Source organism: Mycobacterium ostraviense (assembly GCF_002705925.1).
Taxonomy (GTDB): domain Bacteria; phylum Actinomycetota; class Actinomycetes; order Mycobacteriales; family Mycobacteriaceae; genus Mycobacterium; species Mycobacterium ostraviense.
The window spans coordinates 4,259,557-4,283,724 of record NZ_NKRE01000001.1 but is presented as its reverse complement, the minus strand read 5'-3'; the positions used below and the strand labels follow the sequence as shown (position 1 = coordinate 4,283,724).

The window sequence follows — 24,168 nt, the reverse complement described above, 5'->3', positions numbered from 1 at the left end:
TCAACCAGCGCCGAAACGGTCGACGAGATGGGAGTTGACGCCATCGGGGTCCAGCCTCCGCGCCACCAGGTAGCTGGCCCCCATCCAGGCCCGCCGCGTCCACTTTCCCAGCGAAATCCTGGTCCCGGGGCCGCCGGCGGCGGCCGGCAGCATCTTCACCCGCTCCAGTGCCTCCTTCACGCCGCGCGGGCTCAGCGGGTGGGCATCGGCGAAAGCATGCAACAGCGTGTTCGCGACGTCGTGGTTGACCACCGGCACGCAATACTGGGGCCGCCGGCCATATTCCGACTCGTAGCGGTCCAGGAACGCCTGGCCCACACTGTTGGCTTCGTCGTACTGGTCGATCCCCGTCCAACCCATCAAGGCTTGCCACATAATCGGATTGATCCAGGCGTTCTGAAACGCGGTGCTGGTGAACCGTGGCGGATCCCAGTCGAGTTCGGCCAGGGCCGGGTTGATGAACACGACGCCGAAGCCGAACCCGCAATGCACCAACGCGGACGGCTTCGCCTCGTGCACCGTGCGCATCGCCTGGCCGACGTCCTGGGCGGTTTGGGCGATCTGCGCTTCGGCCACAATGCGAATGCCTTTGCGCCGGGCCGCGTTTCGGAAGTTGGTCAGATAGCTCTGGCCGACCAGCGATTGCTCGACCAGGACGGCCACCTCGGTGTGGCCGCCCTTGACGAGCAAGTCCGCCCAGAAGATCGGCTCATCGGTCATCGACCCCTGCGGGAACGCGAACGTCCACTCCCCCAACCAATCGTCGCTGCCGCACACGTTGATGGCCGGAACCCGGAACCGCTCGTCGATCGCCTCTTTGGTCGGCACCGCGTTCTCACTGATGTGCGGCCCGAACACCGCCAGGCAGCCTTCGTCGACCAGCTCACCGTAGGCGTCGATGACGGCCTTGACCGTGCCCTTGGGCAGCCCCTCCACTTCCCGGTACACGATCTGCACCGGACGGTCGATGATCCGTTGCCGCAGCCCGTCGGCGAATACCAACTCGAACGGCCGGGTCAGGTCGTCACGCATCTCCTCCGGATAGAACTCCGGCAGGAGGAAGTCGAACAGGTAGCCGATCTTGATCGGTTGCGCGGTGCTCTCGTAGGACAAATCTGCATCTCCGTCAGCGTCCGACCCGACAAACCTAACATTTGTTCTGACATTAGCGCTGCGGGCGGCGCGGCGTCAATCGTCACCGGCTAGGTGTCGCACAGGTAGACATCGATCAGCTCCGACAGGCCGTTACCGGTGTGCATGTCGTCGGTCAACGGGCCGGCGACGGCGGCGCGGGCCGCCTCCCGGGTGCTCAGCCCCTCGGCGATCAGTCGGCCCGCGGCGACGAGCACCCTGGTCGATGCCACTTCACGCAATCCGCGGTTTTCCAGCCGCCGAATCGCTTGGGCCAAACGCACCAACTCGGCGGCCACCTCTGAGCCGACGCCGGCCTCGTGAGCGACGATCTTTTCCTCGACATCGGCTGCGGGAAAGCCGAATTCGATGGCCACCAGGCGCTGCCGGGTGGAGTCCTTGAGATCCTTGAGGACGCTTTGGTACCCGGGGTTGTAGGACACCACCAGGCAAAAGCCGGATACGGCGTCCAGTGTCACGCCCAGGCGTTCGATCGGAAGCTGGCGTCGGTGATCGGCCAGCGGGTGCAGCACGACGGTGGTGTCCTGGCGCGCCTCGACGACCTCGTCGAGGTAGCAGATGGCGCCCTCGCGCACGGCGCGGGTGAGCGGGCCGTCGACCCACTCCGTTTCCCCACCGCGCAGCAAGAACCGGCCCACCAGATCCGCGGTGGTGAGGTCGTCGTGGCAGGCCACCGTAATCAGCGGCCGCTGCAGATCATGGGCCATGGCCTCCAGGAACCGGGTCTTGCCGCAGCCGGTGGGCCCCTTGAGCAACACCGAGAGGCCTTGACGGAAAGCGGCCTTGAAGACCTGTTCCTCATTGCCCACCGAGACGTAGAAGGGGCGGGCCGCCGCGGGTGTCGCCCCGTCGTTGCCTGTGCCTGGCATGGCCGCAGCGTAGCGCGGAACAGATATTTGGCTCAACTCTCGATGCGCCTGCGGACTTCGGCGGAGCGCAGGGCCGCGCGGAACAGCGGCCAGGCCACCCGCCGCAGCTGTTCGGGCTCAGCGATGGCGGCTAGCGCCGCGCTACCGAACACCCGCTGCAGTTCCTCGGGATCGGTGCTGGCCCCGACGGTCAGGCAGACACAGCCGGTGCCGCGGCCGCGGGCTTCGGCCAGCGCACGACGGGAGTCCGCCGCCCCGTACGCGGGTTCGTAGCCGTGGTCGTAGGCCAGCCCGTCGGACACCACGACCAGTAGCCGCCGCGTCGTGCCGCCACCGGATTCCAGCACGGCCGCACCGTGCCGGATCGCTGCACCGAGCCTCGAATACCCGCCGGGCACCAGGCCCCCGAGCCTGCGCAGCGCGGGGGCATCCAGCCCATCGTCGAAACGCTTGACCGGCACCAGCTGCACGGCCGTTCGCCCCAGCGAGTGAAATGCATAGAGCGCCAACCGATCTCCGAGATCACGAAAGGCAACGGCGAGTGCTGCGGCGACGGCCCGCTGCAGTTCGTGCACCGTTTTTCCGGTCGCCCCCGGCTCGGCGACCGAACCGGAGATGTCCAGCAGCAGCAGCACCGCAAGATCCCGGCGGCGGCGCAGCCGATCGAGGTAGATCGCGTCATCGGGCAGCGCACCGGCCGCCGCGTCGACGCGGGCCTCGACCGCCGCATCGATATCGATGTCCTCGCCGTGCAGCTGCCGGCGAAACCAGTCCGGCCCCAGACCGATGCGGGCCAGCGATCTGCGTAATGCGGACCCGTCCAAGGGATCCGGAAACGAGGTGTCGCCGAGGACCGCCGGCATTTCGCGCACCGTGCACCAGTTCGGCCGATAGCGCCGACGGTAGACATCCCACTCGGGATAGCTGACCGACTCCGCTTTCCCGCGTGGTCCGGTGGCGCGTTGGTCGAGCAATCCGGCCGGTGCCGTCGACAACACCCCACGCGCAGACCGGATCCCTGACCGGGTCGCACGGGCGGGGGCGTCGGCCCCCGGCTGACCGCTGTCCCCGAGCCAGCGCACCGGGCGCAGCATGCGGCGCAGCAACCGGCCTAGCGCTCCCCCGCCGCCGATCGGGCTGGAGACGACGTCCTGGCCGTCGGCGAGATCGCCGTCGAGGTCGGCCAGTGCCCGGCCGGCTTGGCGACCATGCTCACCGGTCGTCGGCGCACCTCTGTGCGTTGCCAACTGCGCCAACAGCTTCCGGGCGTGGATAGCGCCGAAGCTCGCCGGCGCGCCGGCGATGGGGTGTGGGCTCCGCGCGGCGGCCAGCGAGGCGGCCGGCGAATCGGTGCGAGCGGCGATGTCGTGGTCGATCAACCCACGCGTCGGCGCCGGCAACCAATATTCGTTGGCCGCCAGCGCCCGGTGCCCTTCCACCGCGAGATATCGCCTAGCCACCGCCGGGCGCCGGATGAGCGCGCGGACCACATCCGGTTCGAGACTTCCCGCCGCCAGCAGCGACGCCTGTACGGCCAGCGAGGCAAGCTGACCGCGTCCCGGTAGGCCGGCGTCGACAAAGATCGTGCGGCCGTCAGTCCAAGCCGGCTCACCGGTGCCGGCCGGGGCAACCCGCACCGTGCGGCCCGCGATGGCCGAGGCCACGATGCCCAGTCGCGGCAGCCGATCGGTGTTGTGCTGGTCGCCAGTCAAGCGGTTCGTCCTGGTTCGTCGTGTTGACCAAATATCTGTTCCAACGTAGAGTCCGGCTTGACAGGCAGTCAATCGCGCAAGGTCGACACACGCACGTGGACTTCTCATACCCGGCGGACGTGGAGCAGCTCCGCGACGAGCTGCGCGCCTGGCTCCGCACGAATTTGACCGACGAACTGATCGCCGCCCGCCGATTCCCCGGCCGCAGCGACGCGGTATTCGACATGTTGCACGCCTGGAACGCCACCCTGGCCGACGCCGGCTGGGCGGCCGTCTCCTGGCCTCGCGAGTACGGCGGCCGGGGCGCCACCGTGCTCGAGCAGCTGGTCTACACCGAGGAAACCACCCGGGCCCGAGCCCCCTTGCCGCTCAACGTCATCGGCATGAACAACATCGCCCCGGCGATCATGCAATACGGCACCGAAGCCCAGAAGACGACACTGCTGCCCCGGATGATGCGCGCCGACGACATCTGGTGCCAGGGCATGTCCGAGCCCGACGCCGGATCCGACCTCGCCGCGCTGCGGACCCGCGCGGTGCGCGACGGCGACACCTTCGTGGTCAACGGACAGAAAATCTGGACCTCGCTCGGGCACCGCGCCGACTGGTGCCAACTGTATGTCCGCACCGATCCCGAGGCGCCCAAACACCAGGGCATCTCCTGCCTAATCGTCGACATGAGGCTGCCCGGTATCGAGGTTCGGCCGCTGGTCACGCTCAACGGTGACACCGACTTCGCCGAGCTGTTCTTCCACGATGTGGTGGTGCCGGGCGACGCGCTGCTGGGTCCGCTCAACGGCGGCTGGCAGGTCGCCACCACCACGCTGAGCCACGAGCGCGCCGGAGCGGCGCGACTGTACGCCGAACTGCAGGTGCGGTTGGGGGAGCTGGTGGCGGACTTCGCCGCGTCGGGAGTGGGCGGCGACCCGGTGACGTTGCGGCGGCTGGGCGAGATCGCGGTGCGGATCGAGTATCTCGAGGTGCTGTGCCAGCGTTCGATTTCGGCGACCCTGCATGGCGGCTCGGAAATCACTGCGTTCGGGTCGGCCAGCCTGGCCAAAACGGTATGGGGCGAGATCGGCCAAGATCTGGCCGCGCTGGCTTTCGACGTGCTGGGCCCGCAGGCAAGCCGGTGGGCCGACTACCGGCTGACGTCGCGGTCGCTGACCATCGCCGGCGGCACGACACAGATCAACACCAACATCACCGCGCACCGGGTGCTGGGGTTGCCGCGCCGATGAACCTGGAACTGTCCGAGGAGCAAGTTGCGCTGCGCGACACCGTGCGACGCTTTCTTGCCGAGAAGGCGCCGATTTCGGGACACGTGCGCAAGCTGCTCGACGACCCGACCGGCAGCACCGAGGCGACGTGGCATGGCCTGGCCGAGCTGGGCGCAACCGGATTGTTGGTGCCACCGGAATACGGCGGCGCCGGCATGACGATGGTCGAGGCCGGGATCGTCGCCGAGGAACTCGGCGCCGCCCTGCACCCGGGACCGTGGTTGTCCACTGCGGTCGCGGCGACGCGGACGCTGATCCGGTGCGACGTCCAAGGTGTAGCGGCGGCCGAGATCTTCACCGGGATAGCCGAAGGGGCCACGATCGCCACCGTGGGCCCGTGGGACATGAAGACCCTGCCGACAGCAGACAGCACGGCGCTCAACGGTGCGCTGGCATCGGTTTCCGACGCCGCGGCCGCACAGGTGCTGTTGGCATTCGCTCAAAACCGGTACAGTACCGAGCTTTTCGCCGTCGACACTGCCTCCCCTGGCGTTTCGGTGACGCCCGAGCGCGGTATCGACCAGACCCGCAAGATGTTTCGGGTCGAGCTCGATCGTGTGACGGCCCGCCGACTGGCCATCCCGTCGCCGGCCGCCGTTGCGGCGGTCGTCGACGACGTGCTGATCGCCATGGCCGCCGATGCGCTCGGCGCAGCCCGCGCCGTCATGGAGCTGGCCGTCGAATATGCAAAGGTGCGAAAGCAGTTCGGCCAGGCGATCGGCTCGTTCCAGGCGATCCAGCAGCTGTGCGTCGACATGTACGAGACGGTCGAGTTGGCCCGCAGCGGGGTAATCCACGCCTTGTGGGCCTCGGATGCCCTGCCCCATAACGCCGACGAGCGACACCTGTGCGCGCTGCGCGCCAAGGCGTTCGCCGGGCGGCTGGCCACCGTCGCCGACACGGCCATCCAGGTTTTCGGCGGCATCGGCTACACGTGGAACCACGACGCTCACCTGTATCTCAAACGCTTGCTGAGCTGGAGCGCATTTCTGGGTGGACCCGACCGCTATCTCACCGAAATCGGTGTGCGCCTTGCGAAGCCACGAATTGAGGACAGATTTCACTGACCAGGTCGCGATCGTCACCGGCGCCGGCCGTGGGCTCGGCCGGTTGTACGCACTCGAGTTGGCCCGCCGCGGTGCCGCGGTGCTGGTCAACGACCTTGGCGCGACCAGGCACAGGCACTTCGCGCGGGTGTTCGTCGGCCTGGGTCAGGGATGGTCGGCCGGCGCTGACTGCGACCCGACCGCCGAGGACATCGCGGCGCACTGGTCGGAAGTGTCGGCCACCGAGCCGTTCACCGTGCCCGGCTCGATTTTCGAGGAGGTTTTCAGCGTCTGCGCGCGGCTTGGCGTGACTACCTAAGATTGATCCAGTCACCGCGCTCGGCGGCTTCCTCGCGGCAACCACATCTTTCACATTTGCCTCTGTCCGGCGGTGCCGGCGGCGGCGGAAACGGGTTGAGCGGCAACGGCGGAGCAGGCTGCAACGGCGGCAATGCCGGACTGATCGGCGACGGCGGCAATGGCGGCGACGGCGGCGGCTATGTCAACGGCGGAACAGGCGGTAACGGTGGCAACGCCTCGATGATCGCAACGGCGGTAACGGCGGGACGGGGCATTCGCCCGGCGCTGGCGGCACCGGCGGTGCGGGCGGGAAGCTGGCAGGCCAACCCGGCTTTGACTGGGCACGCGCCCACTCCGTTGCTCAGTAACGTGTTCTGACGTCGTCGGCGACAGCGGCATGCTGCGTCTCGAATTGGGCCCGGCCGCAATGCCTCTCGGAAAGCAGCCGGCCGTCCTGGTCCGGGCCTATCCGATCCCGGTCCGGGGTATCACGCTGGGCCGCGACTGCACCGGATTCCCGGCCGCCCCACCGCGGCCCATCATTGCGCCGGGCATCCCGGCGCCGGCACCGCCCATCGGCATCGGCATCATCGGCATCCCGGCGGGACGCGCCGCCCCGGTCAGCTCCGCCGGATTGGGCATGCCTGCAGCACCCAAGCCCGATAACGGCGAACTGGCCATCCGCGTCGGCGTCGAGCCCTGCCACGTCGGCGGAACCGACATCGTCCCCACCATCCGGGCCTTACCCAGACCCGCCGACGTCGCCGAACCGAGCCCGCCGCCGCCAAACGGCTTGGTCCCAGGATGAGCCGCACCCACGAACTTCGGCTCGCCGGCCGCCGCTCCGCCGGCCGTGGCACCGGCCAACCCCGCGGCCGGAGTGCGCGCCGCATTGGTCACCGCGCTCATCAACGGCGAAATCGCCATGCTCACCGGATACATCAACGACGACAACGGCACCGACTGCAGCATCGAGAGGGCGGACGGAGCCGCCGACACGATTCCCTGCACCGGTGTGGCTATCGCAGCGCCCGCCGACGACGCTATCGCCCTGACACCCGAGGCGACCTGCGATGCCAGCCCGACCAATCCCGCCATTGTCAGCGGCGGCAGGCTGAACGGCGTCAGCGTCGACGCCACCGACGTCGCTCCGGCGTGATACCCCACCATCGCGGCCACGTCCTGAGCCCACATCTCGAGGTAGTCGCCCTCGGCGGCCGCGATCGCCGGGGTGTTCTGCCCCAAGTAATTTGTCGCCACCAACGACAGCAACGACACCCGATTGGCGGTCACCGCCGCCGGATGCACCGTAGCCGACAACGCCGCCTCGAAAACGGTCGCCGCCGCCCGCGCCTGAACGGCGGCCGACTCGGCCTCCCCCGCGGCCCTACTCAACCATCCCACGTACGGCGTCGCCGCCGCCATCAACACCGAGGCCGGACCCGACCACGGCCCCGCCGCCAACCCGCTGACCACCGAATCAAACGACGCCGCCGATGCCCTCAGATCCGCAGCCAGGCTCGCCCACGCCGAAGCCGCCGTGCGCAGCGGACCTGATCCCGCGCCGGCGAAAATCCGTGCCGAGTTGATCTCCGGCGGCAACCACGCAAACTCAGGAATCATGCCAAACCCCAAACCGCCGGCCGCATTAATTTAACGAACATCCATTCCCGCCGACTGCCTCCAATACAACACTCACCAGCAGCAACAGTCACCTATTGCGACTATGGGCGCCACGGCCGAATGGTAAGGCGGTGTCAAGCAGAAAATCCGGGCTTTCGCGCCAAACCTTCCTGTCAACGCTCAAAGCCTCCTGTCAATCAGCTATAAAGGCCGGGCAGTTGGGCCACATCGCCGGGCGGGCGCGTCGGCGCGACGGCTCCTCCCCGCGGACTGGCGTCGCGCGCCAGGCCGCAACGGGGTGGAGCCGTCGCGGGAGCCGCACGATGCCAATCCGCGGCGGCCGCAACGACCCGTTTAGAATCGGCTGTCAACCACGCTTAGCAGGGCGTTGACCGGCCGCGGTCTGATAGTCTTTAACAAAGATTTGGTTCGGCGGGAGGGCGAGTGCATATGTCTGCCAAGCCGCTGTCTGCCAAGCCGCGGTCCTCCGGACGTGCGTCCCGATAGCTATGGCAGAGGCCAACGCTTTGGCAAGAGGCCGAAAGCCGGTCGATCGCCCCGACGAAGCCGTCGCCGACTCCGGGACGCGCCGGGCCGAGATTCTGCAGACCGCGGCGTCGTTGATCGCGTCGTCGGGATTGCGCACGTCGCTGCAGGAAATCGCCGACGCGGCAGGCATTCTGCCGGGCAGCCTCTATCACCATTTCGAGTCCAAAGAAGCGATCCTGATCGAATTGATTCGCCGCTATCAAAACGATCTGAATCGCGTCGGCCTAACCGCGCAGCAGAAATTGGACGAACCGGATTCGCGGCCAGTGGCCGAGAAGATCACCGAGTTGGGATCGGCGATCGCCAACTGCGCGGTAGCGCACCAAGCGGCCCTGCAGATGTCGTTCTATGAGGGACCGAGCGCGGATCCCGAACTGATGAAGCTCACCCAGCAGCGGCCCGCGGCGCTGCAGGAGGCGATGCTGCAGACGCTGCGCGCCGCCAGGTGGAGCGGCTACATCAAACCGGAAATGGATCTGCCGATATTGGCCGACCGCATCTGCCAGACCATGCTGCAGGTGGGGCTCGACGTCATCCGGCACAACGCGTCGGCCGACCAGGTCGCCCGGCTGATGTGCCGAATCATCCTGCAGGGATTGGCGACCCGCCCTCCAGCCGATCCGGAGCTGGACGCATCGAGCGCCTTGGCGGCCGCCAACGACGCCATCGCGACGTGGACCGATGACCGGGACGCCGACCCCGGCGACAAAGCGGCCCGGGTGCGGGCGGTCGCCCGAACCGAGTTCGGGCGCAGAGGATATGAAGTCACCACGATCAGGGACATCGCGGCTGCAGCCGGCCTGGGTACCGGCACGGTCTATCGGGTGATCGGATCCAAGGACGAACTCCTGGCTTCGATCATGCGGTCCTTCGGCCAGAAGGTCGAGACCGGCTGGGTCAGCGTACTGCGCTCGGAAGCGACGCCGATCGAAAAGCTGGACGCGCTGAGTTGGATCAATATCAATGCGCTGGATCAGTTTTCTGATGAATTCCGGATTCAGCTCGCCTGGATGCGGCAGTCGCCGCCCAATACCCCCAACCCGGGATGGCTGTATGCCACCCGGCTGCGTCAGCTGAAATCGCTACTTTCCGAAGGGTTTCGCTCGGACGAGATCCGGATCGAGACCCCGTCGCTGGCGATGCTGGCGCGATCGGTCATCGCCTTGCAGTGGATACCGGAGAACATCCTTCGCGCCGTCGGCCCGCGTGCCGCACTGATTCATGCCCGTGACACGGTGTTACGCGGCGCCGCGGTGCGCAGCGAGGGGTATTGAACCAAAAATATGTTCTCCCTAGAGTAGGCAGGTAGGCGGCGAGTATGTAGGGCCCCCGGGGAAGGGATCTCGATGACTGTTCTGGATCGGTTGCGCTACGACGGCAAGCGGGCGCTGGTGGTCGGCGGCGCGACGGGCATGGGCGCCGCGGCGGCCAAGGCGGCAACCGAGCTCGGTGCCGACGTCACCGTGATGGACTACGCGCCGGTGAACTATGACGTCGCCCAGGCACTACAGGTCGACTTGCGAGACCCCGCGTCCATCGACGCCGCGATCGGGCAACTCGGTGGACCGGTCCATACGGTGTTCTCCGCAGCAGGGGTGGCCGAAGGCCCGGACCTGATGAAGATCAACTTCATCGGCCATCGCCATGCGATCCAGCGTCTGCTGGACAACGACCAGCTTCCGTCCGGATCGGCGATCTGTTTCATCTCCTCGGTCGCCGGCATGGGGTGGGAGAACGACCTGCCCCGGCTGCAGGAGTTTCTGGCCACGCCCGACTACGCCGCGGCCCAGGACTGGGTTGCCGCGCACGAGGCCGAGGGCATCATCCACTACGGCTTCAGCAAGAAGGCGATCAACGCCTACGTGGCGATGCAGGCCTATCCCCTGCTGAAGAAGGGAATACGGATCAACGCCATTTGTCCGGGGCCCACCGACACCCCGTTGGCCCAGGCCAACGCGGACCTGTGGCTCAGCTACGCGCAGGACTACCGCGACGAGACCGGCGCCAAGGTGCATACCCCGGAGCAGATGGGCGACGTGATGGCGTTCCTCAACAGCGCGGCAGCCTTCGGGATCAGCGGCATCACGCTGTTGGTGGACTACGGGCACACCATGGCCTCGCTTACCGGCGCCTACCCGCCGGGCAAACCGATCCTCGACCTGATCATGGGCCGCGTACCGATGCCCTAGCCGCTCGCGGCAGCGGTTGCCGGCTGACGTAATCTGGACCACGCAGCTGGTCTGCCGTCGTCGCATCCCGTGACCTCGGCACCGAGCGAGGCATGTTAGCGATGCCTGGCGAGAGGGAATCCGGTGAGAATCCGGAACTGTCCCGCAGCGGTATGCAGGAACGACCGCCGTCAACAGCACTGGTCACATGACTGGGAAGCGACGGCCACTAGGAGCACCACCGAGGTGCGCGCCTGTGAGTCCGAAGACCTGCCAGCCGTGCCGGGCGCGCCGCGTCCGGCGGGTCATCGCCTCGTGGAGTGGGCGTTTGGCCGTACTGGTTGCGGTGTTGCGCTGCAACCGGATTCGGCTGCACGTCCGCGGGCGGTGACCTACCCGTCGAGTAAAGGACACACCGTGACCGCAGGTAATTTTCAGAAGTTCACCGCAACCATCACCGGCTCCCCTCGCATCGGCCCGCACCGTGAGCTCAAGCGGGCGACCGAGGGCTACTGGGCCGGACGCACCAGCCGATCGGAATTGGAGTCCGTCGGCGCCACCTTGCGTCGCGACACCTGGACCTCGTTGACCGCGGCGGGCCTGGACTCGGTGCCGATCAACACCTTCTCCTACTACGACCAGATGCTCGACACCGCGGTGCTGCTCGGTGCGCTGCCCGCCCGGGTGAGCGCTATCCCCGACGAGCTGGACCGCTACTTCGCCGCCGCGCGCGGCAATGCCGACGTCGCGCCGCTGGAGATGACCAAGTGGTTCGACACTAACTACCACTATCTGGTCCCCGAGATCGGGCCGTCGACCACGTTCACGCTGAACCCGGACAAGGTGCTCGCCGAGCTGAAAGAGGCTCAGCAGCTTGGCATTCCGGCTCGTCCGGTGATCATCGGGCCGGTCACCTTCCTGCTGCTGAGCAAGGCCGTCGACGGTGCCGCCACACCCATCGGCCGACTGCAGGACCTGGTTCCGGCCTACTCCGAACTGCTGTCGCTGCTGGCCGGCGAGGGCGCCCAATGGGTACAACTCGACGAGCCCGCGCTGGTGACCGACATCTGTCCCGACGCTCCGGCGCTGGCCGAGCGGATGTACACGGCGCTGGGGTCGCTGAGCAACCGGCCGGCGATCCACGTCGCCACCTATTTCGGCGATCCCGCCGCCGCACTGCCGGCGCTGGCGCGCACGCCGGTGGAAGCCATCGGTGTGGACCTGGTGGCCGGCGCGCGCACCGCGGTCGCCGCGGTTCCGGAGCTGGCCGGCAAGACGCTGGTGGCCGGCGTCGTCGACGGGCGCAACGTCTGGCGCACCGACTTGGAGGCGGCGCTGAGCCGGCTGGCAACTCTGCTGGGATCTGTTGCCACGGTTGCCGTTTCGACGTCGTGCTCCACCATGCACGTGCCGTATTCGCTGGAGTCCGAAACCGACATGGACAACAACCTGCGCAGCTGGCTGGCATTCGGTTCGGAAAAGGTGGGCGAAGTCGTCGTGCTGGCGCGGGCACTGCGCGACGGACGCGACGCGGTAGCCGAGGACATCGCGGCTTCCAACGCGGCGGTGGCGTCACGGAAGCGGGACCCGCGCCTGCACAACGGTCAGGTCCGGGCCCGCATCGACTCGATCGTCGCCTCCGGTGCCCGCCGGGGCGAGGCGGACGCCCGTCGCGCCGGTCAGGACGCGCGGCTGCACCTGCCGGCGCTGCCGACCACCACGATCGGCTCCTACCCGCAGACCTCGGCGATCCGCAGGGCGCGTCAGGCGTTGCGGGCCGGCGAGATCGACCACGCCGAGTACGTCCGCCGGATGAAAGCCGAGATCGCCGACGTCATCTCATTGCAGGAGCAGCTCGGGCTCGACGTGCTGGTGCACGGTGAGCCGGAGCGCAACGACATGGTGCAGTACTTCGCCGAACAGCTGGAGGGTTTCTTCGCCACCGAGAACGGCTGGGTGCAGTCCTACGGCAGCCGCTGCGTGCGCCCGCCGATCCTCTACGGCGATGTGTCGCGGCCACGGCCGATGACGGTCGACTGGATCACCTACGCGCAGTCGTTGACCGACAAGCCGGTCAAGGGCATGCTGACCGGCCCGGTGACGATCCTGGCGTGGTCGTTCGTGCGTGACGACCAACCGCTGGCCGACACCGCGTACCAGGTGGCGCTGGCCATCCGGGACGAGACCGTGGACCTGCAGGCCGCCGGCATTGCGATCATCCAGGTCGACGAGCCCGCGCTGCGTGAGCTGCTGCCGCTGCGTCGCGCCGAACAGGACGAGTACTTGCGTTGGGCCGTAGGCGCTTTCCGGTTGGCGACCTCCGGCGTGGCCGACTCGACCCAGATCCACACCCATCTGTGCTATTCGGAATTCGGCGAAATCATCGGCGCGATTGCTGATCTGGATGCGGATGTGACGTCGATCGAAGCGGCGCGCTCACACATGGAGGTGCTCGACGACCTGAATGCGGCCGGCTTCGCCAACAGTGTGGGCCCGGGCATCTACGACATTCATTCGCCGCGGGTGCCAAGCGCCGAAGAGATGGCCGAGTCGCTGCGTGCCGCGCTGAAAGCGGTTCCGGCGCGGCGGCTCTGGGTCAATCCCGATTGCGGCCTGAAGACCCGCAGCGCCGCTGAGGTCAGCGCCTCATTGCGCAACATGGTCGCCGCTGCGCAGCAGGTGCGGGCGGGCGCCTAAGGCTGGCGAGCAGACGCAGAATCGCGTCCCGAAGGCCTCCTGAGTGCGATTCTGCGTCTGCTCGCGCTATGACGCGCGGCGCTATGACGCGCGGCGCTATTCAGGCAGCACGTGGACCGGCAGGTCGTCGGCCCAGGGCTGCCGGGTCACCATGTCGGCGACCCGCACGTAGCCGCGTTCGAACTCGCCGGTCGCCGCATCCACCAGCCGGTAGGCCTGGGTCTGCTGGTGGATGGGTTGCGCGTCGAGCAGGACGATCCGCACCTCGCCCGGCTCGAAGTGGCAGCGCTGCTGCATCGCGGCGATCAGTTGCTCGTTGTGCATATGGCCGTCGCCGAAATTCCACCCGATGGCGGTGCTGCAGATCCGCTCGCCGTCGGTGATGACGTAGTCGTCTTCGTTCTGCCCGGCCATGGCCCGGTGCGCCAGGGTGAACAGCGCCCTGCCGTGAGTGTTCATGGCGCGGAACGCATATCCGAGATACATCGGGATTTGCGCCTTGTCCTTGCCGTAGAAGCGCTCCAGCTGCGCGGCCGGCATGCTGGCGATCGCGACGATGCCGTTGCCGATCTTATCGCTAGCTGACGGCTTGATGCACCACAGCGTGGTGTCCCAGTTGCCGGCGTAATAGCGCATGCCGGGCAGAAACGAGATCTTGCGCGGGAATAGGTTGCCCAATACGACGGTGCCGGCCACCACGGCGAACAGAATCGCCACCGGCACAGGGTTTTCCACGTCGGTCAGGCCGAGACGGGCGTGGCCGACGAACAGCGACAGCACGCCGAAGACCATGAAGACGTTCCACTCCAACGGCACTCCCATCGGGATCGCCGTCAGGATGCCCAGGTGGAAGCACACCATCACGAACGCCGCCACCGCGGTCGGCCAGCCACCGTGCGCGAAGAACAGCACCACCGGCACGGCCATCTCGATAAAGGTGCTGACGTGGGCGATGATCCGCGACAATCGTCCGGGCCGCAGGTCGTCGGGGAACTTCTCGAAGAACATCCGCTTGATGAACCGCGGCCGGATCAGCGGGTTGTTGGACATCATGGTGGAGATCACGAACGGGAAGTGCTTGTTGAGCTTCGACGTCGCCGCCCCCATCCAGATCACCAGAAACACCAGTTTGGCGGCGACGATCAGGTCGGCACCGCCGAATAGGAACGTGGCGGTCAGCGAACCGTAGACCTCGCCGCGAGCGGCCAGAAAAATCACCTTGTCGCGCAATCCGGCGACGGCCAGGATCGCCAGGATCGTCCAGATCTGCCACACCGGTAACAACCCGACCTGGGTGCCCAACTCCGGGACCGGACCGGTGCCGTCGGAGAACAACGCCCACAGCGTCATCACCAACAGCGCCGCATACAGCAGCACATCCACCGGAGCCCGCGCCGTGCCCCTGGTCAGCGGTACCCTACCCGGCCACGGGGGCAACCGAATGGTGTTGGGCCGCAACCAATACAGGATCGACCCCAGCGGCGGGAAGAACCGGTTGTTCAATGGTCCGAAGCCACAACCTAATCCGATCACCTCGAACAGCATCGTGTAGAGCACGACCTTCTCGAAGACGATCGGCTCCGAGTACCACGACCTGACGTTGGTGAACCCGTCGATCCCCGTCGTGCTGAGCACCACCAGCCAGGCGCCCAGGATGTAGAGGACGATCTTGACGACGTAGAACAGGTGCAGCGCCACCGGTGTGCCGAAGCCGACCTCGGCCCAATGGCGGGCCATCGGGCGGATCTTCTCGCTGCGGGTGCCCTTGCTCCACTCGGGGATGTCGACCTGAGGCAGTTCGGGTTTGAGGAATCCCATGGTGTCTCAGATTAGAACCTGTTCTAGCCGCGTGGGTTCATCTGGGTAGCCAATTCTTTACCGGCCTCCGCGGGTGCCGATACCGTGGAGTTCTGCCGTGCTGAGGAGGTTTTCCGATGAGCAGACGGCGGTTTGTCGCATGGACCATCGTGGCGGGATTCTCGCGATCGCGGTCGCCGGGGGTGGCATCGCTGCGGCCCAGGCGCCGTCTCCCGGTGATTCCTGTACCGTGCTGCACGCGACCATCCAGGACGCCAACGGCCGGACGATGTGGTGCAACCCGACCATGACCGGCGATCACAGCCTGGTGTGGCAATACGGCGGGCCGGGTTAGCAAATGCCGTGTTGATCGGCGACGACGGTAATGGCGGTAATGGCGGGACCGGCACGCCGCCGGGTAAGGTCGGCGCCGGCGGCAAGGGCGGGCAGCTGCTCAGGCAGGACGGCAACATCGGGCGGCAATAGCCGGCGGGCATGCGACCGGGCCGCCTAGGTGCGGCCGCTCACCGACGACGACCTCGCCGCTGCCGGATTCATCGCACCACCGGCAGCAGCCGCTCGGCAGCCACCGATAGCCGCTGCCGGCCGAGCGCCGGCCAGGCCTGCACCGCGCAGAATGGGGCGCACTGATCCTGTGACGAACGCGTGCCGACATGCACGCAGCACTGCACCAGCCGCTCTTCGATCATCGTCGACATATCCATGAACGGTTTGACCGTGATGCGGAGCACCCGCTCCCCCAGCAGCCGCCGCAGCTGGCGCCGTCGCCCGGGCAGCGCGCTGGAGGCCAGTGTCAGCAGGGTCGCCATGCCCAGGTCGCAATTCTGGCAGATCAGACGCCACACGTCGGACATCTGCGGGTGCGACAACGACGACTGTTCGGAGAGCAACGCCAGCAGCGATTCACGCACTGCCAGCCGCAACTCGCGGGGAATATCCCTGTCGGCGATGCGGTTTGCGACCAGGCCCAGTTTGTCTTTGAGGTTGTCGTGACCGATCAAGGCCACCAGTGAGCGCCATCGTCCGCCGTCGTCGCGCAGCAGGTACCCCACCGAACAACAATGCGGGTGCGAGCACGGTAGCGCGGTCAGATCCCGCCAGGTGACCAGATCGCCGGTCTGTGGCCCCAGCCTCCTGAGCACACCGGTATGCGTGAGCCGATTGTCGGCGTCGATGAATCCCGAAACGCCCCGAACCAAATTGGGGTTGAACGCAGACCCCGCCCGCATAGGGTGTTTGTAGGGCAAGCCGAACCACGTCGCCGATCTCGTGGTCGTTGACGCCGAGCGCGGCCGTCATCACCAAGGTGGTGAAGATCTCCCGTTCGGACAGCCGGCGCAAGGCGTCTTGCTTGATCCGGCGAAGATCCCCGCCCCGATGGTAGCGATGCGCGGCCTGCGAGAGCCCGTCGTATTGCAGGTACACCTCGGCGCGCTCGCGGTGCTCGGTGAGCAGGTCGAGCAGTCCGTCGTCCTGGGATATACGGATACCGTTAGTATTCAGCAATATTCGGGTGATCGGTCGGGCACTCAGTTCGGCCAATAGCTCCGGTAATTGCGGATGCAGGCTGGGCTCGCCGCCGCTGAGCATCAGCACATCGAGGCGGCCGTTCTCCCGCTCGAGACGCTGGTCGACATTGGCGAGCACGTCGCCGATCGCCACGACATGACGCAGGTCCGGCGATGAATCGGCAAAGCAGGTCGGGCAGCGCAGGTTGCACGTCTCGGCGATGTCCTCCAGCAGGATGCAGGTGTGCTGGGTCTGCATCTGCGGCAGACCGCGCAGATACGCCGACGGGATCGGGTCGAAGTTACCCGGCTTATCGGGGACGTGAGCCTTCGTCGGAGCCGTCCATTCTTCAAGGTAGGCAAGGATTTCCGGATCTTCGTCGTAGAGAGTACTGACCAGCCCGTGCGAGCGGCAGCCGCGCTCCAGCCAGACCGGCCCGTCGCGCACCGCCAGCCAGCCGCTCAGCCGGGCAACCCTACTCAGCGGACGATCCGGTTCCTCGTCGTGACAGCGCGGGCAGAACGCGTTGACGTAGCGATGAATGTTGTCGCCCCGCAATCCCATGCCGGTCATCCGGCAGATCCGTACAGCGTCGGATTCAAGCCGGTGCAGAAGCCGACCGTGACGATCGATGTGATAGCCCAGCCGATCATCAACCCCATTCCAATTCCCCTCGCCCACGGGTTTCGCAGCATGACCAGTACGCCGCCGCCGCCAAAGGCGATCAGCGCCAGGACAATAGCTCCCGTCACTACCGCGGCGACGGACGAGACGGCTTGGGCAAGGCCGGCGACCACCATGAACCCGACCACCAGATTGATTCCGAAATAAAGGAATACGCCGACCACGACCGCCCCGAAGATCTCCCCACCGGACCTGCGAGGCGGCGGAGGCCAGCCGGGGTAGGGCTGGTTCGGATCGTAGGGATAGCCCGGCGGAGGCCAACCCGGGGGTGGGCTCGTCATGCTGGCAGTGCCTGCCTTTGCAGCAGTGGATCATAGTGACCACGCCGGTATCCGTAGCCTAGCCGAATGGCGATGAGAACAACCGAGGGCAGCAAAAACCATTGCGGCCGTGTCAAACCCAGCCACACGGTTTCGTTGGCCCGGACGAACTCGACGAAGAACCGGAACACCGCGTAGCCCGCGACGTAGAGGATGAACAGCTCACCCGGTTGGGTGAGCTGGTTGCGCAGCCACAGCAGAACGGCGAACGCGGCCAGCTGAAAACCGATCTCGTAGAGGAACGAAGGATGCATCGCGGCGCCAGTGAGGCAACCCGGGCATTTCGGCGTGGCGGCAGGGGCGTGCACACCCCACGGCAGGCCGGTCGGGCGGCCGGGAGCTTCGGTGAGGTGACAGCCGATGCGACCGACCGCCATTCCCAGCGCGACCGCCGGGGCGAACAGATCCCCGGTCTTGCCGCGGTAGCCGCCGATCCGCTTGACGATCAGCACGCCCACGTAGGCGCCTACAAGGCCACCCAGGATGCTGCGCGACCCAAATTCCCAGGCCTGCAACAAAGTCGGGTTGAGCCGGACATCGATATGTTCCGCCCACCCGGACAGCCGCATGCCAATTGCCCCACCGACCAGCGCTCCGGTCACCGCCACCAGCGATTGGTCATTCACCGCACCGCGGCGGCGGGCTTCTGCGAAGAAAACGACCGTGGCCACCAGCACGCCCAGCCCGACGAACACACCATGTACCGGCAGCGTCAGCGGTCCTACCCGCCAGTGCGGAACCACCCCGACAGCCTATATTGATCCGGTATCAACCGGACTCGTCGCGCCGGGGACCGCGATGCGTTGTTCGCGGCACCCGCCCGACGGGGGAGCCCTCGTCTTCATCGGTGGCGACCGGCACGCCCGAAAATCATCCGCGCAAGACATCCAAGACATCGGGCAAACCGTGGGATGGTCCGCAGCAGACCGCCATAGAATTCGCTCATGCCGACCGGTCGGAAGTCGGCAACGCGCCGGCTGGTCGGCATGACTTCATCGGGGTCATGACGAATCACGAGGTGGCCGAATGTTGTTTGTGATCGCGACGCCGCAGGCGCTGACCGCGGCGGCCGCGGATTTGATAAGTATCGGCTCGACGATCGACGCGGCCACTGCCGCAGCGGCCACGCCGACGACGGCGCTGCTGGCCGCCGGCGCCGATGAGGTGTCCGCGGCCATCGCGGCGCTGTTCGAGGCGCACGGGCAGGCATATCAGGTCCTAAGTGCCGATGCGGCGGCGTTTCATCAGCAGTTCGTGCAGGCCCTGACCGCGGCGGCCGGACAGTATGTGTCCGCCGAAGCCGCCAACGTGTCGCCCCTGCAGATCGCGGTGCAGGATCTGCTCAACGCGCTGAATGCCCCCACCCAGACGCTATTGGGGCGCCCGCTCATCGGCAACGGCGCCAACGCCGCCCCGGGGACCGGCGCCGACGGCGGGGCCGGCGGGATCTTGATCGGCAACGGCGGGGCCGGCGGGTCGGGCGCACCCGGTATGCCGGGCGGTAACGGTGGGCCAGCGGGATTGTTCGGGATCGGCGGTGCCGGCGGGACCGGCGGCTCAGCGGCGGCGGTTGGCGGAACCGGCGGAAACGGCGGGACCGGCGGGCTGCTGTTCGGTCCCGGCGGCGCCGGTGGAGCCGGCGGGTTCGGCGCCACCGGTGGGGACGGCGGGTCCGGCGGAGCCGGCGGGCTGTTCGCCACCGGCGGGGCCGGCGGACTCGGAGGGTTCGGCGCCGGCAAAGGCGGGGCCGGCGGACCCGGCGGGATGGGCGGGCTATTCGCGGCCGGCGGAGTCGGCGGCGCCGGCGGGACCGGCGTCATCGGCGGGCCGGGCGGGGCCGGCGGGACCGGCGGGCTGTTCGGCGCCGGCGGGTTCGGCGGCGCCGGCGGGACCGGCAACCCCATCGCCGGTGCCGGCGGGGACGGCGGCATCGGCGGCACCGGTGGCCTGTTCGCTCCCGGCGGTGGCGGCGGCACCGGCGGTTTCGGCGCCGTCGCCGGGGGCGCCGGCGGAGCGGGCGGAGCCGGCGGGTTCGGTGCCGCCGGCGGGGTGGGCGGCACCGGCGGGGCCAGCAACGCCGTCGGCGGGTCGGGCGGGTTCGGTGGGGTCGGCGGAGCAGGCGGCGTGTTCGGCGCCGGTGGCCTCGGCGGCACCGGCGGCGCCGCCGCCGGCGCCGGCGGGTTCGGCGGCGCCGGCGGGGCCGGCGGAGCAGGCGGGGTGTTCGGCGCCGGCGGCGGCGGCGGTACCGGCGGGTTCGGCGCCAACGTCGCCGGGTCCGGCGGCGCCGGCGGCAACGCCGGCATCCTCGGCGGCAACGGCGGTGCCGGCGGCGCTGCCGGTGTCAGCCAGTCCGGCATCGGCGCGCCCGGCGGAGCCGGCGGCAACGCCGGCCTGCTCTATGGCAACGGTGGCGTCGGCGGTGCCGGCGGCACCAGCAGATTCGGCGGTCTCGGCGGAAACGGCGGAGTCGGCGGCAAGGCCGGACTGATCGGCAACGGCGGTGACGGCGGCGCCGGCGGGGACAGCGGGTCGGCTACCGGCACCGGCGGTAACGGCGGTGCGGGCGGCAGCGCATGGCTGATCGGCGACGGCGGCAACGGCGGCAACGCCGGAATCGGCGTGTCACCCGGCAAGGCCGGCGCCGGCGGCGCCGGCGGTCAGCTGCTCGGGCAGGACGGCAACAACGGCCAGTGATAACCGGCGGACGCCCGGTCGCGTGCCGCTACCCGGTGTGTTTGACCGGCGGCCGGTAGAAGATCAGCAACTGCCCGATGGCGCCGGCGAGGCCGAGTCCGAGTGAGATCAACAGGCCGGCCCACCCGTCGAACCAATTCTTTCCGAAGATCACCCGGTCGAGGCTGAACTTTCCGGCGCCAAGTGTGGCGACGACGACGGCACTGACCGCCAGCACCAGGTTGTATTCCCAACCCTCCTTGACGATGAAGAAGCCGTTGGGCCGATGCACGGTCCATGCGGCGACCAGCATGAGCGAGACGAAACCCGCCGCCGGGATGGGTGTGAGCAGACCTGCGGCCAACCCCAGTCCGGCGGCAGTCTCGGTGCTGGCGGCCACCGTCGCGTGAAACCTCCCGGGCTTCATGCCGATGCTCTCGAACCAGCGTGCGGTGCCCGGTATCCGGCCGCCGCCGAAGAACTTGTTCAAGCCATGCGCGGCCAGAGTCAGGCCCAGCACCAGCCGCAGGATCAGCACCCCGGCGTCATATGCAGTCATACCGTCAAAACTAGATCATCCGGCCCGGCTCCCGGCAGCAGCGGCGAGCCGCCGGTTCCGGTGATCGGTGTGGAAACATTGCGGACGTTCCGACGTTTGCCCGCAACCGCTTCAGGCTTGCCCGACCACGAGGGGGTGCATCAATGGCTCGTATCCCACGAGGCGGTGATCCCCTCGACGATCCCCTCGAAGGCATCCGCAAAAACCCGGTGGTCGTGCTGGACGGGCAGGCGGATCATTCCCGCGAGGTTCTGGGCAACAAGGGCCACGGCATCGACGTGATGCGCCGCCACACATTGCCGGTACCGCCCGCGTTCTGCATCACCACCGAGGTGGGCGTGCGGTACCTTACCGACCCCGAGCCGACCATGGACGCGATTTGGGACGATGTGCAGGAGCGGATGCGCTGGCTGGAGGCCCAGACCTCGCGCACGTTCGGCCGCGGGCCGCGTCCGTTGTTGGTCAGCGTGCGCTCGGGGGCCACCCAGTCGATGCCCGGGATGATGGACACGATCCTGGACCTGGGCCTCAACGACGGCGTCGAGCAGGCCCTGGCCGCAGCCGCCACCGCTGATTTCGCCGCTGATACGCGCCGGCGGTTCATCCGGATGTATCGGCGAGTGACGGGCCGCGACCCCGCGGAGGATCCATACGAGCAGTTGCGCGCCGGCATCGGGGCCGTCTTCGCTTCCTGGAATTCGCCGCGGGCCAAGGCCTACCGCGAGCACTACGGCCGAGATGACCAGGGTGGTACCGCGGTGGTCGTGCAGGCGATGGTGTTCGGCAACCAGGCGGCCGACTCGGGCGCCGGCGTGCTGTCCTCCCGCAACCCCATCACCGGCGCCAACGAACCGTTCGGCGACTGGCTGCCCGGGGGTCAGGGCGACGACGTGGTCTCGGGATTGGTCGACGTCGAACCGATCGCCGCGCTGCGCGAACAGCTACCGGCTGTCTATGACGAGCTGATGGCGGCCGCCCGTTGTCTGGAGCGACTGACCTCAGACGTCCCGGAAATCGAGTTCACCGTCGAAAACGGCAAGCTGTGGCTGTTGCAGACACGGTCTGCCGAGCGGTCGGCGCAGGCCGCGGTGCGGCTGGCTCTGCAACTGCGACACGAAGGTCTCATCGACGACGCCCAGACACTGCGCCGAATAGCCCCCGCCCATGTGGAAGCCCTGTTGCGGCCGGCGCTGCAGCCCGAAACACGTTTGGCCGCAACTCTTTTGGCCAAAGGCCTGCCCGCCTGTCCGGGTGTGGCCACCGGAATCGCCTACACCGACGTGGACGCGGCGCTGGACGCGGCCGAGCGGGGCGAGCCGGTCATCCTGGTGCGCGACCACACCAGGCCCGAAGACGTCCTGGGCATGCTGGCCGCACAGGGCATTGTCACCGAGGTGGGCGGTGCGGCCAGCCACGCGGCGGTGGTCAGCCGCGAGCTCGGCCGGGTTGCCGTGGTCGGCTGCGGCCACGGCGTAGCCGCGACCCTGGCCGGCAAGCAGATCACCGTCGACGGACATCAGGGCGAGGTGCGCGCCGGCGGCCTGCCTCTGTCCGCGTGGTCCGAGAACGACACGCCCGAGCTGCGGGAACTCACCGACATCGCGTTGCGCATCAGCCCGCTGCGCGCCCATGCCACCGGCGACTACCCCAGGCTCGAGGATCATTCCGAGGCCGCCACGCGGGCTGCCATGAGCGCCGGACATACCGATGTGGTGTCCGACGCGCCACTGATCACCATGTTGCATGCGCTCCGGGCATCGACTGCTTGATACCGGTTTCGTCAAAATCTCTGCGCGCACCCGGAAGAATTTCCGACCGCTCCCACCTGTCCCCACTGGGCAACACGATCCGCCCAAGCTATCATGGTCGCCCCGGACGAAATGCTTTCTGTATTTCGGGTCAAAGGCAACTACGGGCGGCAGCTGTTGGCCGGGTGGCTGTCGTGGGCGTCGCACTCGCGCATCCCGGAGTTCGTCACGCTCGCCCGCAGCATCCGCCGCCACCGCGACCTGATCTGCAACACCCTCGACCACGGGCTGTCGAACGCCCGATCCGAGGCCACCAACACTCACCTGCGGGCATTGACCAAGCGCGCCTATGGATTCCACAGCCCGGACGCGCTGATAGCCATGGCATTGTTGACCCGTGGCGACCTTTGTCCACCACTACCCGGGCGCGCAGCATGAAACCCCACCCACGGGAACGTCAGTAGAACGTTCCTTTTCAACCTCGTCATCTACACCCTGATGATCAGCTTCAGTATTTGGTATTTCTGGGCCAACCGACTCAGCCTGCCAGCGTTGCCCGTACTGATCGGCGGGCTGCTTCTCCCGCTATCGGACTTGTACCTGTTCAGCACGTGGCTGGCACCCGGGCAGGATCGCAACGTTCCGATATTCGACCTGTATGCCGCCAACTGGATCCTGTATTTTGGCGGACAGGTGTTATTCGCATTCTTGCCGGCCTGCGAAAACGATGCGAGGTTAAGCGAATCAGCGCAGTCCGGAAACAGACCCGCGGAGCTGGGCTAATCCCCGACAACGACGAGACCCTGCGACATGGACAACGAAACCCCAAGCCAAGTCAACCCCACAGCACCGGGAATGCACGTCAAAGTGTTACAAGCCGTCCGCCTGAAGGGCCGGGTGAGTTCAGCCGACCTGGCCACGACCCTGGGTGAAGACCACCACGCGATCACCGAAATCGTCGATCAGCTCACCGCGTCGGGCCTGTTGGTCGACGGCGCGACGTTACGGCTCAGCCCCGAAGGCCGCACCCGGCTCAATGGATTGCTCGCCGAGGAGCGCACCCGCATCGACCCGGCGGCAATGGCCGCCGCCTACAACGACTTCCGTAGCGTCAACACCGATTTCAAAGTTGTGGTTACGGATTGGCAACTCAAGGGCGGCCAGCCCAACGGCCACGACGACGCCGGCTACGACGCCGCGGTATTGGCCCGCCTCGACGGCGTGCACCAGCGTGTGCAACCCATCATCGCGGCGGCAGCGGCAGAGCTGCCGCGGCTGGGCCACTACTCGGCAAAACTCACTGCCGCACTTGACAAAGCCAAGTGCGGCGATATCGCCTGGCTCACCAGGCCGCTCATCGACTCCTACCACACCGTCTGGTTCGAACTGCATGAGGAGCTGATCCAGGCAGTGGGCCTGACCCGCGAAGAAGCGGCCAGAACTGGCGATGCCCGATAACAA

General features: G+C 67.5%; 22 protein-coding genes, 2 pseudogenes and 1 riboswitch. Of the genes and pseudogenes, 15 read left to right on the top strand and 9 right to left on the bottom strand.

Annotation, left to right across the window (positions count from 1 at the left end; translation table 11 throughout):
• From CDN38_RS20120 to CDN38_RS20110, 3 genes are all read right to left on the bottom strand, one after another.
• Window positions 1–1,113, bottom strand: a complete 1,113-nt coding sequence (locus CDN38_RS20120; RefSeq protein ID WP_075509992.1) for an ABC transporter substrate-binding protein — start codon at window positions 1,111–1,113, stop codon at window positions 1–3.
• 89 nt (window positions 1,114–1,202) lie between these two features.
• Window positions 1,203–2,021 carry a CbbQ/NirQ/NorQ/GpvN family protein gene (locus CDN38_RS20115; RefSeq protein ID WP_075509993.1) on the bottom strand — a complete coding sequence of 273 codons (819 nt, stop codon included), beginning with the start codon at window positions 2,019–2,021 and terminating at the stop codon, window positions 1,203–1,205.
• Window positions 2,022–2,053: 32 nt separating this feature from the next.
• Window positions 2,054–3,733, bottom strand: a complete 1,680-nt coding sequence (locus tag CDN38_RS20110) for a nitric oxide reductase activation protein NorD (RefSeq protein ID WP_233026958.1) — start codon at window positions 3,731–3,733, stop codon at window positions 2,054–2,056.
• 95 nt (window positions 3,734–3,828) lie between these two features.
• Here CDN38_RS20110 and CDN38_RS20105 point away from each other — a divergent pair, with 95 nt between their 5' ends.
• The 4 genes and pseudogenes from CDN38_RS20105 (at window position 3,829) to CDN38_RS20090 (ending at window position 6,737) form a co-directional block, all read left to right on the top strand.
• Entirely contained in the window at window positions 3,829–4,974 is a 1,146-nt protein-coding gene (locus CDN38_RS20105; protein ID WP_075509994.1) for an acyl-CoA dehydrogenase family protein, read from the top strand.
• Window positions 4,971–6,080 carry an acyl-CoA dehydrogenase family protein gene (locus CDN38_RS20100; protein WP_075509995.1) on the top strand — a complete coding sequence of 370 codons (1,110 nt, stop codon included), beginning with the start codon at window positions 4,971–4,973 and terminating at the stop codon, window positions 6,078–6,080. The genes CDN38_RS20105 and CDN38_RS20100 overlap by 4 nt, the downstream gene beginning before the upstream one ends.
• Window positions 6,061–6,186 (top strand): annotated as a pseudogene (locus CDN38_RS33095) (SDR family NAD(P)-dependent oxidoreductase); the annotation flags it as partial. The gene CDN38_RS20100 and the pseudogene CDN38_RS33095, both read left to right, overlap by 20 nt.
• 248 nt (window positions 6,187–6,434) lie before the next feature.
• Window positions 6,435–6,737, top strand: a complete 303-nt coding sequence (locus CDN38_RS20090) for a hypothetical protein (RefSeq protein WP_075509997.1) — start codon at window positions 6,435–6,437, stop codon at window positions 6,735–6,737.
• Between the two features lie 87 nt (window positions 6,738–6,824).
• Here the strand turns inward: CDN38_RS20090 and CDN38_RS20085 are convergent, their stop codons facing one another.
• Window positions 6,825–7,982 carry a PPE family protein gene (locus CDN38_RS20085; RefSeq protein WP_075509998.1) on the bottom strand — a complete coding sequence of 386 codons (1,158 nt, stop codon included), beginning with the start codon at window positions 7,980–7,982 and terminating at the stop codon, window positions 6,825–6,827.
• Between the two features lie 509 nt (window positions 7,983–8,491).
• Here CDN38_RS20085 and CDN38_RS20080 point away from each other — a divergent pair.
• From CDN38_RS20080 to metE, 3 genes are all read left to right on the top strand, one after another.
• Window positions 8,492–9,805: a TetR/AcrR family transcriptional regulator gene (locus CDN38_RS20080; RefSeq protein WP_075509999.1), complete on the top strand. Its 1,314-nt coding sequence runs from the start codon at window positions 8,492–8,494 to the stop codon at window positions 9,803–9,805.
• A gap of 72 nt (window positions 9,806–9,877) precedes the next feature.
• Entirely contained in the window at window positions 9,878–10,720 is an 843-nt protein-coding gene (locus CDN38_RS20075; RefSeq protein ID WP_075510000.1) for an SDR family oxidoreductase, read from the top strand.
• Window positions 10,721–10,809: 89 nt separating this feature from the next.
• Window positions 10,810–10,991, top strand: a riboswitch (cobalamin riboswitch).
• Window positions 10,992–11,116: 125 nt separating this feature from the next.
• Window positions 11,117–13,396, top strand: coding sequence for a 5-methyltetrahydropteroyltriglutamate--homocysteine S-methyltransferase (gene metE, locus CDN38_RS20070; protein ID WP_075510014.1), 2,280 nt, complete (start codon window positions 11,117–11,119; stop codon window positions 13,394–13,396).
• Between the two features lie 96 nt (window positions 13,397–13,492).
• Here the strand turns inward: metE and CDN38_RS20065 are convergent, their stop codons facing one another.
• Window positions 13,493–15,214 carry a DUF3556 domain-containing protein gene (locus tag CDN38_RS20065; RefSeq protein ID WP_075510001.1) on the bottom strand — a complete coding sequence of 574 codons (1,722 nt, stop codon included), beginning with the start codon at window positions 15,212–15,214 and terminating at the stop codon, window positions 13,493–13,495.
• Window positions 15,215–15,353: 139 nt separating this feature from the next.
• Here CDN38_RS20065 and CDN38_RS20060 point away from each other — a divergent pair, with 139 nt between their 5' ends.
• Together CDN38_RS20060 and CDN38_RS31920 are read left to right on the top strand one after the other, a co-directional pair.
• Window positions 15,354–15,548, top strand: coding sequence for a hypothetical protein (locus CDN38_RS20060; RefSeq protein WP_075510002.1), 195 nt, complete (start codon window positions 15,354–15,356; stop codon window positions 15,546–15,548).
• Window positions 15,549–15,556: 8 nt separating this feature from the next.
• Window positions 15,557–15,679: a hypothetical protein gene (locus tag CDN38_RS31920; protein WP_267888230.1), complete on the top strand. Its 123-nt coding sequence runs from the start codon at window positions 15,557–15,559 to the stop codon at window positions 15,677–15,679.
• A 68-nt stretch (window positions 15,680–15,747) separates the two neighbouring features.
• Here the strand turns inward: CDN38_RS31920 and CDN38_RS20055 are convergent.
• The 3 genes and pseudogenes from CDN38_RS20055 to CDN38_RS20045 form a co-directional block, all read right to left on the bottom strand.
• A pseudogene (locus CDN38_RS20055) lies at window positions 15,748–17,287 on the bottom strand (radical SAM protein).
• Window positions 17,288–17,292: 5 nt separating this feature from the next.
• Window positions 17,293–17,571, bottom strand: a complete 279-nt coding sequence (locus CDN38_RS20050) for a hypothetical protein (RefSeq protein WP_233428361.1) — start codon at window positions 17,569–17,571, stop codon at window positions 17,293–17,295.
• A gap of 113 nt (window positions 17,572–17,684) precedes the next feature.
• Complete coding sequence (locus tag CDN38_RS20045) at window positions 17,685–18,470, bottom strand: prolipoprotein diacylglyceryl transferase (protein WP_075510004.1); 786 nt, start codon at window positions 18,468–18,470, stop codon at window positions 17,685–17,687.
• A 104-nt stretch (window positions 18,471–18,574) separates the two neighbouring features.
• On the opposite strand from CDN38_RS20045, the gene CDN38_RS20040 reads away from it, so the two are divergent.
• Both CDN38_RS20040 and CDN38_RS20035 read left to right on the top strand, forming a co-directional pair.
• Window positions 18,575–18,766 (top strand): hypothetical protein, encoded by a 192-nt coding sequence (locus CDN38_RS20040; protein WP_075510005.1) that lies wholly within the window; start codon window positions 18,575–18,577, stop codon window positions 18,764–18,766.
• Window positions 18,754–20,421, top strand: a complete 1,668-nt coding sequence (locus CDN38_RS20035) for a PE family protein (RefSeq protein ID WP_099319142.1) — start codon at window positions 18,754–18,756, stop codon at window positions 20,419–20,421. Before CDN38_RS20040 ends, CDN38_RS20035 begins: the two co-directional genes overlap by 13 nt.
• 28 nt (window positions 20,422–20,449) lie before the next feature.
• Here CDN38_RS20035 and CDN38_RS20030 read toward each other — a convergent pair whose 3' ends face one another.
• Window positions 20,450–20,959, bottom strand: a complete 510-nt coding sequence (locus CDN38_RS20030) for a DoxX family protein (protein WP_099319141.1) — start codon at window positions 20,957–20,959, stop codon at window positions 20,450–20,452.
• Window positions 20,960–21,102: 143 nt separating this feature from the next.
• On the opposite strand from CDN38_RS20030, the gene CDN38_RS20025 reads away from it, so the two are divergent.
• The 4 genes from CDN38_RS20025 (at window position 21,103) to CDN38_RS20010 (ending at window position 24,165) form a co-directional block, all read left to right on the top strand.
• Window positions 21,103–22,728 (top strand): pyruvate, phosphate dikinase, encoded by a 1,626-nt coding sequence (locus tag CDN38_RS20025; protein ID WP_099319140.1) that lies wholly within the window; start codon window positions 21,103–21,105, stop codon window positions 22,726–22,728.
• A gap of 93 nt (window positions 22,729–22,821) precedes the next feature.
• Window positions 22,822–23,145 carry a transposase gene (locus CDN38_RS31065; RefSeq protein WP_233026957.1) on the top strand — a complete coding sequence of 108 codons (324 nt, stop codon included), beginning with the start codon at window positions 22,822–22,824 and terminating at the stop codon, window positions 23,143–23,145.
• Between the two features lie 114 nt (window positions 23,146–23,259).
• Window positions 23,260–23,490 carry a hypothetical protein gene (locus tag CDN38_RS20015; protein WP_368773217.1) on the top strand — a complete coding sequence of 77 codons (231 nt, stop codon included), beginning with the start codon at window positions 23,260–23,262 and terminating at the stop codon, window positions 23,488–23,490.
• A gap of 72 nt (window positions 23,491–23,562) precedes the next feature.
• Window positions 23,563–24,165: a hypothetical protein gene (locus CDN38_RS20010; protein ID WP_075509850.1), complete on the top strand. Its 603-nt coding sequence runs from the start codon at window positions 23,563–23,565 to the stop codon at window positions 24,163–24,165.
• Window positions 24,166–24,168 lie beyond the last annotated feature (3 nt).